Origin of the sequence: Pseudomonas sp. R43(2017) (assembly GCF_002112345.1) — a bacterium.
GTDB lineage: Bacteria > Pseudomonadota > Gammaproteobacteria > Pseudomonadales > Pseudomonadaceae > Aquipseudomonas > Aquipseudomonas kribbensis.
Genome location: NZ_NEHJ01000007.1, coordinates 236,183 through 249,206 on the forward strand (window position 1 = coordinate 236,183; position 13,024 = coordinate 249,206).

General features: G+C 60.0%; 11 protein-coding genes. 8 read left to right on the forward strand and 3 right to left on the reverse strand.

The genetic code is table 11. The annotated features are described in order from the left end of the window. Positions 1–2: 2 nt before the first annotated feature. From CAG02_RS20780 to CAG02_RS20800, 5 genes are all read left to right on the forward strand, one after another. Entirely contained in the window at positions 3–389 is a 387-nt protein-coding gene (locus CAG02_RS20780) for a CidA/LrgA family protein (protein ID WP_085711751.1), read from the forward strand. Next, a complete protein-coding gene (locus CAG02_RS20785; protein WP_085711750.1) occupies positions 379–1,065 on the forward strand; it encodes an LrgB family protein in 687 nt (228 codons plus the stop codon). Before CAG02_RS20780 ends, CAG02_RS20785 begins: the two co-directional genes overlap by 11 nt. A 131-nt stretch (positions 1,066–1,196) precedes the next feature. Then, the gene (locus CAG02_RS20790; protein WP_085711749.1) at positions 1,197–1,979 is read left to right on the forward strand and encodes a class II aldolase/adducin family protein; all 783 of its coding nucleotides are present in this window, start codon (positions 1,197–1,199) and stop codon (positions 1,977–1,979) included. Beyond that, positions 1,979–2,881, forward strand: coding sequence for an alpha/beta fold hydrolase (locus CAG02_RS20795; protein ID WP_085711748.1), 903 nt, complete (start codon positions 1,979–1,981; stop codon positions 2,879–2,881). Before CAG02_RS20790 ends, CAG02_RS20795 begins: the two co-directional genes overlap by 1 nt. A 152-nt stretch (positions 2,882–3,033) precedes the next feature. Further along, positions 3,034–3,945 carry an SDR family oxidoreductase gene (locus CAG02_RS20800; RefSeq protein ID WP_085711747.1) on the forward strand — a complete coding sequence of 304 codons (912 nt, stop codon included), beginning with the start codon at positions 3,034–3,036 and terminating at the stop codon, positions 3,943–3,945. Between the two features lie 51 nt (positions 3,946–3,996). Here the strand turns inward: CAG02_RS20800 and CAG02_RS20805 are convergent, their stop codons facing one another. Genes CAG02_RS20805 through CAG02_RS30070 form a run of 3 tightly spaced genes read right to left on the reverse strand, consistent with a single transcriptional unit; the run spans position 3,997 to position 6,357 of the window. Continuing rightward, positions 3,997–4,254, reverse strand: a complete 258-nt coding sequence (locus tag CAG02_RS20805) for an immunity protein (protein ID WP_085711746.1) — start codon at positions 4,252–4,254, stop codon at positions 3,997–3,999. Next, a complete protein-coding gene (locus CAG02_RS30065) occupies positions 4,251–5,093 on the reverse strand; it encodes an S-type pyocin domain-containing protein (protein WP_256576925.1) in 843 nt (280 codons plus the stop codon). The genes CAG02_RS20805 and CAG02_RS30065 overlap by 4 nt, the downstream gene beginning before the upstream one ends. Beyond that, positions 5,026–6,357, reverse strand: a complete 1,332-nt coding sequence (locus CAG02_RS30070; RefSeq protein ID WP_256576924.1) for a hypothetical protein — start codon at positions 6,355–6,357, stop codon at positions 5,026–5,028. The genes CAG02_RS30065 and CAG02_RS30070 overlap by 68 nt, the downstream gene beginning before the upstream one ends. Before the next feature lie 691 nt (positions 6,358–7,048). On the opposite strand from CAG02_RS30070, the gene CAG02_RS20815 reads away from it, so the two are divergent. The 3 genes from CAG02_RS20815 (at position 7,049) to CAG02_RS20825 (ending at position 12,919) form a co-directional block, all read left to right on the forward strand. Then, positions 7,049–8,842, forward strand: a complete 1,794-nt coding sequence (locus CAG02_RS20815) for a DUF1302 domain-containing protein (RefSeq protein ID WP_085711745.1) — start codon at positions 7,049–7,051, stop codon at positions 8,840–8,842. 23 nt (positions 8,843–8,865) lie between these two features. Beyond that, positions 8,866–10,233, forward strand: coding sequence for a DUF1329 domain-containing protein (locus CAG02_RS20820; RefSeq protein ID WP_085711744.1), 1,368 nt, complete (start codon positions 8,866–8,868; stop codon positions 10,231–10,233). 139 nt (positions 10,234–10,372) lie between these two features. Further along, on the forward strand, positions 10,373–12,919 hold the full coding sequence (locus CAG02_RS20825; RefSeq protein WP_085711743.1) for a LuxR C-terminal-related transcriptional regulator: 2,547 nt from the start codon (positions 10,373–10,375) through the stop codon (positions 12,917–12,919). The last annotated feature ends 105 nt before the right edge of the window (positions 12,920–13,024 follow it).

Here is a 13,024-nt window from a genome sequence, read left to right on the forward strand (position 1 = left end):
CGATGAAAGCCTCGACCCTCAAATACTTCTCTCGCCTGCTGGCCGAACTGGCCGTGCTGCTCGGTCTCTACCTGCTCGGCTGCCAGTTGGCCGCTTGGCTGGCCTGGCCGATCCCCGGCGGCGTGATCGGCATGGCATTGTTGCTGCTGGCGTTTGCATTCGGCTGGGTCAAGCCGGCGGCGCTGCAAATGGGCGCGGGATTGCTGATGGCCGAGATGCTGCTGTTCTTCATTCCGGCGCTGATGAGCCTGCTCGATTACGGCGCCTTGTTGCGTGACGACGGCTGGCGGATTCTGCTGGTGATCGCGGCGAGCACGCTGATGGTGATGCTGGTGACGGCGTTCACCGTTGAACTGGCCGTTCGCCTGAGGCGGTCCCATGAAGCTTGAGCTGATGCCGATGTTCTGGCTGGCGTTCACCTTGCTGGCCTACCTGTTCAGTCGCTGGTTGTATCGCCGTACCGGGCGTTACCTGCTGTCGCCGCTGATTCTGGTTCCCGCGTTGCTGCTGGCGCTCGCGGTGCCGCTGCATACCGCATACGCCGAATATTCGAGCAACACCCACTGGCTGATGCTGGTGCTCGGGCCGGTCACCGTCGCGTTTGCGGTGCCGATCTGGCAACAGCGACGTTTGCTGGTGCGGCACTGGTCGGCGTTGTTGCTGGGCATGCTGGCCGGCAGTGCCGCATCGATTGCCACCTCGTTCGGTCTGGCCAGGGCTTTGGCGCTGGACAGTTCGGTGACGCTGTCGCTGGTGCCACGCTCGATCACCACGCCGTTTGCCATGCCGCTGGCGCAGGATCTCGGCGGGGTGCCTGAATTGACGGCGGTGTTCGTGATGTTCACCGGGGTGTTTGGCGCGATGCTCGGTGGGGTATTGCTCAAGTGGCTGCCGCTGCGCAGTGCTCTGGCGCGGGGAGCCTTGTTCGGCGTGGGCGCCCATGGTGCGGGCGTCAGTCGCGCTCATGAAGTAGGTGGTGAAGAGGGGTCGGTGGCTGGACTGGTGATGGTGCTCACCGGGCTGCTCAATCTGTTCGCCGCACCTTTGTTGGCGTCGGTGCTTTGACATGGATCCAAGCGGTTTGCGCAGCTGACTCGCTCAGTCATCAAGCTGGCTGCCAATGCAACTACGCGAATCCCCGGGGCTGACTAGACTGCTGACACCTGCCGAAAAAAACAAAAACAGAGGTGCATACAGTGAGCGTAGCCCCCGTCCCTTCTTCCTTGAATGTCAAAGATCAGGTCAGTGCCGCGGAGTGGCAGGCCCGGGTCGATCTCGCCGCCTGCTATCGACTGGTCGCCCTGCATGGCTGGGACGATCTCATCTTCACCCACATCTCGGCCAAGGTGCCGGGCACCGAAGATTTCCTGATCAACCCGTTCGGGATGATGTTCCATGAGATCACCGCGTCCAGTCTGGTGAAGGTCGACCAGGCCGGCAACAAACTCATGGACAGCCCCTACGAAATCAATCCTGCCGGCTACACCATTCACAGCGCCGTCCACGAAGTGCGCCATGATGTGGCCTGCGTGCTGCACACCCACACCGCTTCCGGTGTCGCCGTGTCGGCGCAGAAGCAGGGCGTGCTGCCGATCAGTCAGCAATCGTTGTTCGTGCTGTCGAGCCTGGCCTTTCACGCCTACGAAGGCGTGGCCCTCAATCATGAGGAGAAGACGCGATTACAGGCGGATCTGGGCGACTGCAATTTCCTGATGCTGCACAACCACGGTCTGCTGACCTGTGGCGGCACCATCGCCGACACGTTCCTGATGATGTTTACCTTCCAGCGCGCCTGCGACATCCAGGTCATGGCGCAAAGCGGCGGTGCCGAACTGATCGCCATCGAACCGCAGATTCTGGCGGGCGCCAAGGCGATGATCGCCGGCGTCACCAAAAGTGCTCAAGGCATGGGCGGCGCGCTGGCCTGGCCGGCGCTGTTGCGCAAACTCGATAAACAAGACCCGGGGTATAAACTCTAATGCCTCTCGCCGAGATTCCTCTGAGTGCCTGGCGCAAACGCAGCCAGTCGTTTGTCTTCCGTGGCCAGCCGATCCGTTACTGGATGGCCGGGCAGGGTGAGCCACTATTGCTGATCCATGGCTTCCCGACGGCCAGTTGGGACTGGCATTACCTGTGGCAGCCGCTGGCCCAGCGCTTTCGGGTGATCGCCTGCGACATGCTGGGCTTCGGCGACTCGGCCAAACCGTTGAACCACACCTACAGCCTGCTGGAGCAAGCCGATCTGCAACAGGCCTTGCTCGCGCATCTTCAAGTCGAGCAACCGGTGCATCTCCTTGCCCATGACTACGGCGACAGCGTTGCCCAGGAACTGCTGGCCCGGCATTACGAAGAGAAGATCGAAGTTGCCAGTTGTGTGTTCCTCAACGGTGGTCTGTTCCCGGAAACCCATCGTCCGCTGCTGGCGCAAAAACTGCTGCTCAGCCCGCTGGGCTGGATGATCGGCCGGGCATTTACCCGCGATGCGCTGGTGAAAAGCTTTCGGCAGATCTTCGGCCCGGACACCCGGCCCAGTGAAAGTGAAATGGACGACTTCTGGAGCCTGGTCGAGTGCAATCGCGGGCCGCGCATCATGCATAAGCTGATCAACTACATTCCGGAACGCCGGGTGCAGCGTGATCGCTGGGTCGCGGCGATGCAGCGCGGCGAGGTGCCGTTGCGGGTGATCGATGGCGAAGTCGATCCGATCTCCGGCGCGCACATGGTCGAACGTTATCGCGAGCTGATTCCCGACGCGGACACCGTGCTGCTGCCGGGCATCGGTCATTACCCGCAAAGCGAAGCGCCGGTGCAGGTGCTCAAGCACTACCTGGAATTTCGTGATCACTTCGTGCTGCCGCCGCGCAAGGTGGCGTGCTCCTGATCGACGGGCGGGGGCGCGTTGCGCCTCTGCGCGGTTTCATCATCCCCCAGCCTTATCGCGCACCATTCAGCCTCAGCCGTGTTCGTTGTGACCGCACGCTCTGTGCCTGACACTCGGGGACACTGTCCCTCAGGCCTGCTGGAGTTGCCTCGATGAATGAGTCTGTGCGTTTCGAAGATAAAGTCGTGATCGTCACCGGAGCCGGTGGTGGCCTGGGGCGCGCTCATGCTTTGCTGTTTGCCAAACAGGGCGCCAAAGTGCTGGTCAACGACCTCGGCGGCTCGACCCAGGGCGAAGGTGCAAACGCTTCGGCCGCCGACCGCGTGGTGGCGGAAATCCGCGAGGCCGGTGGTATCGCCGAAGCCAACCATGACTCGGTGACCGACGGCGACAAACTGGTGCAGAACGCCCTCGATGTATTCGGTCGCGTCGATGTGGTGGTCAACAACGCCGGCATCCTGCGGGACAAGACTTTCCACAAGATGGAGGACGCTGACTGGGATCTGGTCTATCGCGTCCACGTCGAAGGCGCCTACAAAGTGACCCGCGCCGCATGGCCACACCTGCGCGAGCAGAACTACGGTCGGGTGATTTTCACCGCATCGACCTCAGGCATTTACGGCAACTTCGGCCAGTCCAACTACGGCATGGCCAAACTTGGCCTCTACGGTCTGACTCGCACCCTGGCCATCGAAGGTCGCAAGAACAACATCCTGGTCAACGCCATCGCGCCCACTGGCGGCACACGCATGACCGAAGGCCTGATCCCGCCGCAAGTGTTCGACCAACTCAAACCGGAACTGGTCAGCCCGCTGGTGGTGTACCTGGCCAGCGAGCAATGCCAGGAAACCGCAGGCCTGTTCGAAGTCGGCGGCGGCTGGATGGGCAAGGTGCGCTGGGAGCGCAGCCTGGGTGCCGGATTCGATCCTCGCGTCGGGTTCTCGCCTGAAGATGTGGCGGCGCACTGGCAACAGATTTGTGATTTCGAGGGCGCCGCGCATCCGAAGGACAACATTGAAGCGCTGAAGGAGATGATGGGGAATTTGCAGAAGTTTTCGATTTGAACTCTCAAAACCACCCGACTATTCAGAGATAGTCAGGTGGTTTTTTAATAATTAATCGTAACGTTTTTCTACCAGGAACGTAGGTGCCTTCCAGTTGGGCCCTTTGACTGTTTTGCCGCTCTTATCGCTGGAGAGCACCCCGTCATTGAATAGTGAATTGTAAGTGGCGACCAAAATACCTTCTTGAACTACCTCACTACGATATAGCCCATACATCCTGTCAATACGCATTGCTGGCCAAAGCAGTGCAAATAAGGAGACCACATCGGCAACAGGCTCATTTTTGATGATTCTTTCGACCGTGTTCATTGTTCGAAACTCCTCATGTCCTTTTCGTACTCTCTCTGATCCTGCGCATTCATCGCATTGATTGCCTGCTCGGTATATAGGAGTGTTAATTCACTGCCGAGTGTGTAGTCTTCAAGGGCCGCTGTATGAGCGTTGTTCCATATCGGGGACTCATCCGATGGCGATGTATTGTCGCTATAGCCGAAAGCCCTATACCGCTCCAGCTCTCTCATTTCATGAGTGTAGTAGCGCAAATCCGTGTCTGAGTGCGCCCGGTGTCCGCTGAGAATGTCTTCCAGGCGTTGAATCATAATGTCGTTGGCGTCCGATTGATTGAGCCTTGCGATGTGTAGCTTTACCGCGTCAATCCCCTCTCGGGTGATGATTGCCGATCTCCAATCCAGATTAAGTATCGGCCCGCCAGCCTGCTCCGGATTGAATTTGCGGCCACTGTATTTGCCTTTGACTGAGGCTCCCTCATAAGGACTGCTGAACACCACATAAAGCGGTTCAATCCCCGAATCAGCCGGAAACACGATGATGAATCGCTCCCAGCCTTCCACAAGTATCGGATTCAAATCCAGCCGCCCTTCAACCGGCACGATGGATACCCCGGAGTAAGCGGGAGAATCGGTATCCACAATTGGCGAGGCGGTCGAGGCGTCACCCGGCGAGATAGCGGGTGTCCAGGTCAAGTAGTCGGTGGGCGAGTCCGATAGCGCGACCTTGTATACGTTGTTGAGCAGATCGTAGGCGGCATTCAGGACCAGCACACTTGAGCGAATATGGAAGTCATCGCTCGTAGCGACGAACACTTGCATACCGGCACCGAGTCGCCTGAGGCCGAGCCCGGCGTGCATCTCCAGCGTACCCTGTCGATCGGCGATTTCGCGGAGCGTCTCTGCCGGCTCGGACGACAACTCGGCGAGAGGAACGCTCATGGAAAAGCGCTCGCCGTTGCCCAGATTTGAAGGCATCAAAAGCGCCGAACCCCATCAATACCGGACTGCCGAACAGCGCCGTGCCCGTCGCTGTCAGGGTCGCTGTTGCGGTACGTAATGCATTGAGTACTCCTGCCGAGGTAGCAGGGCTGAGGCTGACCGCAGTCGAAGCGAAAGAAACGACCGGGCCGTTGCTGGCCATTGCTCCGGAAGCCGGAAAGACATGCTTCCTTTCCTCCTGTAACCGAGCCTGTTCTGCCGCAAGTGCCCGTGCCGCTGTTTCAGCGTTGGCTTGTGCCTCGGCCTGGGCGATCTTCAACGCAGCCACCCGTTCTTTCTCCCGAGCTTCAGCCTCGGCGTTCAGGCGCGCGGTCTCAGCCGCCAGTCGAGCCTGTTCGGCATCCTGTCGTTGTTTCTCCGCCAATGCGGCCAGTCGAGCCTGTTCGCGTGCTCGTATTGCCTCCTGCTCCCGGCGTGCGGCTTCGGCAATATCTCGCTGGCGCTGTTGCTCAGCTGCAATTCGGGCATGTTCCGCGGCCTGCCGCTGCGCCTCTGCCGCGGCTGCCTGATCCTGTGCCTGCACGGTGGCCAGCCAGTTGAGCACGCCGACCTGTTGATGGTTGAGAAGCGCCAATGTCTGGCCCAGCAGCCGGGCTTCGTGGGCGGCCCGCAACGATTCACTCCATAACGCCCTGCTCTTGACCCCCGCGCCGTGCGCCCGCCGAATGGCTGATGCCTGATCCAGGTAATCCTTGAAGGTTTTCCCCAGCGGATCGCTGCCATAAAAGCGGTTGGCGATGGCGGTCTGCCTTTGAAACTCTGCGCCCTTGCGTTGAATCAGCGTGTTCCTGACGCCCACTTCGCGAGCCAATGCCGCTGCGGGTGGCAGAGGGTTCGTCGGGCCTTCCAGTCTGATGGCCGCCAGTTCCACTTCAATGGAATGTGGAATCGAGGCGACTTTTGCGTTGAATTCCTGTTCAACGGCGAGTTGTGTTTCATGCATCAATTGACGCGTTTGCGAATTGGCACCGGCAGAGCCGAATGTGCCGCTGTAGGAATAACCCACATTGGTTTCTTTGAATGGCTCGTAATCATCCGGGGCGAACTCCCGGATATGTAATGGGTCCAGCTCCAACGGTGGAGGTTTTGGCATATTCATGTCCTTTTGAATGTGCGTTTTCATTCACCCGAAAAATGCCCACGGGGGCGATGACATCCGTGTCACCGGCGAATGGTTGAGGTGTTTCAGGTTACCTCGGAGTGGCGGTGATCAAATCTGAGAAGCCCGTAAGTAACAGGGCGTTGTGTGGGAAGGGTTTTCGCGGGTTGTCGTTAATGCAGAAGGGATTCGTTCGGAACTCAAGGAAATGTCTGACGCGGTTATCGGAGGATCTTTGCAGAACCGCCATCCACGCTTTTTTTAACGCCCATAAAAAAGGCCGCTGCAAACGCAGCGGCCAAGGTAAGACGTTGGATCAAGGAGCTACAAATCAACGTCAGTGAACACCTGGGCGATGGAGCGAAAAACGCTTCGGTCCATCAGAAATCGGTTGCCGACGACTCGGTCGTGGACTTTTTGCTTCGTGGCGGGGCTGCCGTGAAAGCCCGCTCAGAATAAGGGCTGACGGCTCAGAGAAAAATAGCGATTCCGAACATGCACTGTTACAGGGCATGTAACAGTGCCGTGCACCGTACTCGTCATTATCCGTTGCGTTGATCATGGGTTATCCAGCCGGTTCATGTCCTGCGGCAGGCCCCGTCCCAGGCGGAGATTCATCCTTTCGAGCGACAGCGCGAATACCTCCTTGGTGCGCTTATCGTCCACGTGTGGCGGCAGTAGGGTGGGGCCTTCTGTCACTCACCGGGGAAGACGCATGACAAAAACAACAATGCGCGCCATCTTCAAACCGCAGGCGCTGGCCGCTGCGGTGGCCTTGGGTTGCTTTGCCCAGGCCCATGCCGTGGATTTCAACATCGGTGAAATCGAAGGCACGTTCGACTCGTCGCTGTCGGTCGGCGCGAGTTGGGGCATGCGCGATGCGGACAAGTCGCTGGTCGGTACGGTCAATGGCGGCACGGGCCAGTCTTCGACCGGTGATGACGGGCGCCTGAACTTCAAGAAGGGCGAGACCTTTTCCAAGATCTTCAAGGGCATCCACGACCTTGAATTGAAGTACGGCGACACCGGTGTGTTCGTGCGTGGCAAGTACTGGTACGACTTCGAACTCAAGGACGAAGACCGCGAGTTCAAGCCGATCAGCGACAAGGGTCGCAAGGAGGGCGCCAAGTCTTCCGGCGGGCAGATTCTCGATGCGTTCGTCTATCACAACTATTCCATCGCCGACCTTCCGGGCACCGTGCGCGCCGGCAAGCAGGTGGTGAGCTGGGGCGAAAGTACCTTCATCGGCAACTCGATCAACAGCATCAACCCGATCGACGTCTCGGCGTTCCGCCGGCCCGGTGCCGAGATCAAGGAAGGCCTGATTCCGGTGAACATGCTGTTCGGCTCCCAGAGCCTGACGGACAAACTTTCGGTCGAGGGTTTCTATCAACTGGAATGGGACCAGACCGTTCTCGACAACTGCGGTACGTTTTTCGGTGTCGATGTGGCGGCGGATGGTTGCAACAACGGTTACACCGTCGGCAGCCCGGCGATCGCGCCGCTGGCGCCATTGGCAGCGGCCTTCGGTCAACCCATCCAGGTCACTCGCGAAGGCGTGGTCGTGCCCCGTGGCGGTGACCGGGATGCGCGGGATTCCGGGCAGTGGGGGACAGCGTTGCGCTGGCTCGGCGACGATACCGAATATGGCCTGTACTTCATGAATTACCACAGCCGTACGCCTACGGTCGGCACCACCACGGCCGGGCTGTCGACCCTGGCGGCACTGCCGGGGATGGTCAGTACCGCCAACCGCCTGGCCCCCGGCAGCGGTTCCGGGCTGGCGCAAAGCGTGATGCTCGGTCGCGGTCAGTATTACCTCGAATACCCGGAAGACATCCGTCTGTATGGCGCAAGTTTCGCCACCACCCTACCTACCGGCACTGCGTGGACCGGCGAGCTCAGCTACCGGCCCAACGCCCCGGTGCAGGTCAACACCAACGACTTGACCCTGGCCTTGCTCAACCCGATTGCCGGCGGCACGGCGTCACCGTTGAGTACTTCGCCTGGCGCCGATAACAAAGGCTATCGACGCAAGGAAGTGACGCAACTGCAGAGCACCCTCACGCATTTCTTCGATCAGGTGCTGGGCGCCGAACGTCTGACCGTGGTCGGCGAGGCGGCGGTGGTGCGGGTCGGCGGACTGGAGTCGCGAAGCAAGCTGCGTTACGGCCGCGATTCGGTGTACGGCCAGTACGGTTTCGGCGGCGACACCGGCGGTTTCGTCACCTCGACATCCTGGGGATATCGCGCCCGGGCCATCCTCGACTACGCCAACGTGATCGGCGGGATCAACCTCAAGCCCAACCTGTCCTGGTCCCACGACGTCTCCGGTTACGGCCCCAACGGGCTGTTCAACGAAGGCGCCAAAGCCATCAGCGTCGGCGTCGATGCCGACTACCGCAACACCTACACCGCCAGCCTCAGTTACACCGATTTTTTTGGCGGCGATTACAACGTCCTCACCGACCGTGACTTCGTGGCCCTGAGCTTCGGCGTGAACTTCTGATCTGCCCGAGAAGGATGAAATCCATGCGCAAGATGATTCTGCAATGCGGTGTCCTGGCCCTGAGCCTGTTGGCTGCCAATGTGATCGCGGCGGTGTCGCCGCAAGAGGCCGACAAGCTCGGCACCAGCCTGACGCCACTCGGCGCCGAGAAGGCCGGTAATGCCGACGGTTCGATTCCGGCCTGGACCGGCGGCATTCCGAAAAACGCGGGAGCGGTGGACAGCAAGGGCTTTCTCGCCGACCCGTTCGCCAATGAAAAACCGCTGTTCACCATCACCGCCGCCAACGTCGACCAGTACAAGGCCAAACTCTCCGAGGGGCAGGTGGCGATGTTCAAGCGTTACCCGGAAACCTACAAAATTCCGGTCTACCCGACCCACCGCACCGTCGCCGTGCCACCGGAAATCTACGAATCGGCCAAGCGCAGTGCGCTGAACGTGACCACGATCAACGACGGCAACGGCCTGGCCAATTTCACCGGCAATCGCTACTACGCCTTCCCAATTCCGAAGAACGGCGTCGAGGTGTTGTGGAACCACATCACCCGTTATCACGGCGGCAATCTGCGGCGGATCATCACCCAGGTGACACCGCAGACCAATGGCAGCTACACGCCAATCCGCTTCGAGGAAGAGATTGCCGTGCCGCAGTTGATGAAGGATCTGGACCCGCAGCAGGCGGCCAACGTACTGACCTTCTTCAAGCAGTCGGTGACCGCGCCGGCGCGCCTGGCCGGCAACGTGTTGCTGGTGCACGAAACCCTCGACCAGGTGAAGGAGCCGCGTCTGGCGTGGATCTACAACGCCGGTCAGCGTCGGGTTCGCCGTGCGCCGCAAGTCGCCTACGACGGCCCGGGTACCGCTGCCGATGGCCTGCGGACCTCGGACAACTTCGACATGTTCTCCGGCGCCCCGGATCGTTACGACTGGAAGCTGGTCGGCAAGAAGGAAATGTACATTCCGTACAACAGCTACAAACTCGATTCGCCGAAGCTCAAGTACGACGACATCGTCAAGGCCGGGCACATCAATCAGGACCTGACCCGTTATGAATTGCATCGCGTCTGGGAAGTGATCGGTACGGTCAAGCCGAGCGAGCGCCACATCTACGCCAAGCGCCACATGTACATCGACGAGGACAGCTGGCAGGTGGCACTGGTCGATCACTATGACGGTCGCGGGCAGCTGTGGCGAGTGGCCGAAGGGCATGCCCAGTACTACTACGATCATCAGGCTCAGGCCTACACGCTTGAAGCGCTCTACGACATCATCGCCGGTCGCTACATCGCTCTGGGCATGAAAAACGAGGAGAAGCACAGTTTCGAATTCGGCTTCGAGGCCAAGGTCGCCGACTTCACCCCTTCAGCCTTGCGTGCCGAGGGTGTCCGGTAAGGGGATCGATACACTGGCGGGACAAAAGGCGACCGGGTGGTCGCCTTTTTTATGGGCCGCAATCAGCGTACTGAATACTCGTCAACAAGCATCGGGGAGAGGGCTAGGGTGAGCGTACAACGATAAAAAGGCGCACCCGATGACCGCCATGACACCCAGTCTGGACCGACAGGATTTTCTCCCGAGACTGTCTCCCCATCATCTGCCACGCCCGCGTCTTTGCGAGGCACTGCTCGATTCGGCGGCCCGGGTCAAACTGATCTGCGCGCCGGCCGGCAGCGGTAAAACCGCGCTGCTCACCGAGTGCCTGCTGCAAGCCCCGGTCAATTGCACCGTCTGCTGGTTGCCGCTGGCAGGGGCGTCCTTGAGTGTCGGTGAGTTTTGCGACCGGTTGGCGCGTGCGATGGGACTGACGGCCTCGGACGAGGCTTCGTTGCTTTATGAACTGGCGCGAAGGTCCTCGGCAACCTGGGTGGTGATCGACGATTACTGTCGGAATCCGGAACCTGCCCTGGACGCATTGCTCGACCGGATGCTGGCGATCAGCAGTCCGGCCCTGACATGGTGGATCGGTACCCGGCGGCGTCCGCCCTGCAACTGGCCGCGTCTGCTGCTCGATGATGCCTTGTACGAATGTGAAGGTGCGATGCTGGCGCTGACCCGGGACGAGATCGCCCAAGTGTTGCGTCACTTGCCGCCGGCTCAGGCCGACAGCGTGGCCGCTCGTATTCATCAGCGCAGCGGTGGCTGGTGTGCCGGAGTGCGGATGCTGATGATGCAAAAATGCGACTGGTCGCAAAAGACCTTGCCGCAGCAACGTATGGACACTTTGCTGGACTACCTGCAACACGAACTGTTCAGCGGCCTGAGCCCGGAGCTGGCCGATGCCTGGCGGGTGCTGGCGCATTTGCCGCGCTTCAATGCCAGCCTGTGCGATCACCTGTTCGGTGCCGGGGACGGGGCACAATGGATGCGCAGTCTGCAAACGCTGGGATGCTTTATCGAACCCTGGCGAGGATCTCCGGACTGGTTGCAGGTGTGTGCTCCACTGTCGCGCCTGATGCGTGACGAACCGTGGCCTGGCGGGCGTACCTGGCATCGCCGGGCCTGTCAGTGGTTTGCCGCCGGGCAACATTGGAAATGTGCTTTCGAGCAGGCGTTGCTGGCCGAAGAGTACGAGGTCGCGGTGAGCCTGTTGCAACACTTCAGTTTCGAGCATCTGTTCGAGGAGCAGACGGTCGTGCTGTTGCTGCGTCTTTATGAGCAACGCGGCGAGGAACTGCTGTTGGGTTCGGCGCAACTGGTGGGGTTGATCACGGCTGCGCTGTTGTTCGCCGGGCGCTTTGCCCAGGCGGCGGATTGCATCGGGCAACTGTCGCGTTTTTTGCCGCCACCGTCGGCTGGCCAGCAACGGCAATTGATCGCCCGCTGGCAGGCTCAGCAAGGCTGGCTGTTGCACCTGCAAGGACGGATGGACGAGGCGCGTGATCACTTTGAACAAGCCTTGAGCGATCTGTCGCCGCAAGCCTGGACGGCGCGTCTGCTGTGCCTCTCGGGACGTACACAGCAGGCGTTGCTGTGCGGTGATCTGGAGCTGGCTCATTCGATTAATCGTGAAGCCCTTTGCCTGGCCCGGGCAGAGGGTTCATTGCTGTTCGAGGCATTGCTGGAGCTTGATCACGCCCAATTGCTGGAACAGCGAGGGGCGTCGGCCCGAGCCGAAGAACTGCTGGCCGGTCTTTGCGAAATGCTCGGCTCCTCTGTCGAGCGACCGACGCCGCTGCTGGGGCGCATTGCCCTGCGTCGGGGGCGGCTGGCATTGAACATGGGGCAACAGGGACGGGCGGCCGAGCACTTTCAGCAGGGACTCGACGACTGTCTGCGCAGCTTTGACAAACGAGTGCTTTACGGCTTTCTCGGCCAGGCGCAACTGGCCGCCGATCAGGGCGATTACCCACAGGCTTTCATGCGCCTGCGTGATGCCGAACGGTTGATGCAGCAGCGACAGATTCCGGACACGGTTTATCGCGGCGTCCTGTTGCAGGTCAGCAGCGAATTCTGGCTGCAGCAAGGGCGACCCGAACTGGCTCACGAGGCATTGAGCCGGGTGCTCAGACATTATCGTGGCTCACGTGCACGGCAGGCACCGCCGGCGACGCTTGAGCTGATTCCACGCATCGAGTGTCTGCTGATTCTGGCCGAGACCCGGCTGCATCAGGCGCATCAGCCAATGGTGCGTTTGCAATGTTTGATCGAGCAGGCTCACGCCAGCCGGATGATTGTGCTTGAAGCCGAGCTGTTACTGGCAATGAGCGAGGTGGTTTCGTTGCTCGGAGACATGGAATCTTCCCGGCAATATTTTGAAAGAGGCCGGGCATTGGCCAGCCATTTCAGCTTGCCGCGATTGTTGATGAAGTTTGCGGAACGAGCACCGGGACTTTGGCCTGATTCGACACCCGACAGGAAACTTGCGGCTCACTGTGATGATGAAAGCTCACTGAGCCTGCGAGAGTCGCAGGTTCTGGAGTTGATTGCATCGGGAAGTTCCAATCGGCAAATTGCCGACAAGTTGTTCATCTCATTGCACACGGTAAAGACTCATGTCAGGCGAATCCACGTAAAGCTGGGTGTTGAGCGCCGTACGCATGCCGTGGCGCGGGCAAGAGTATTGGGTTTGTGTCGTTGAGGATTGTCGGTTTTCGGCTCATCGGAAATATATGGGAAAGGCTACAAATGCCTTGTGGTGGTTGTCGGCTGTCCTGATTTTTTTGCTTTGGATAGTTTTTGGAAA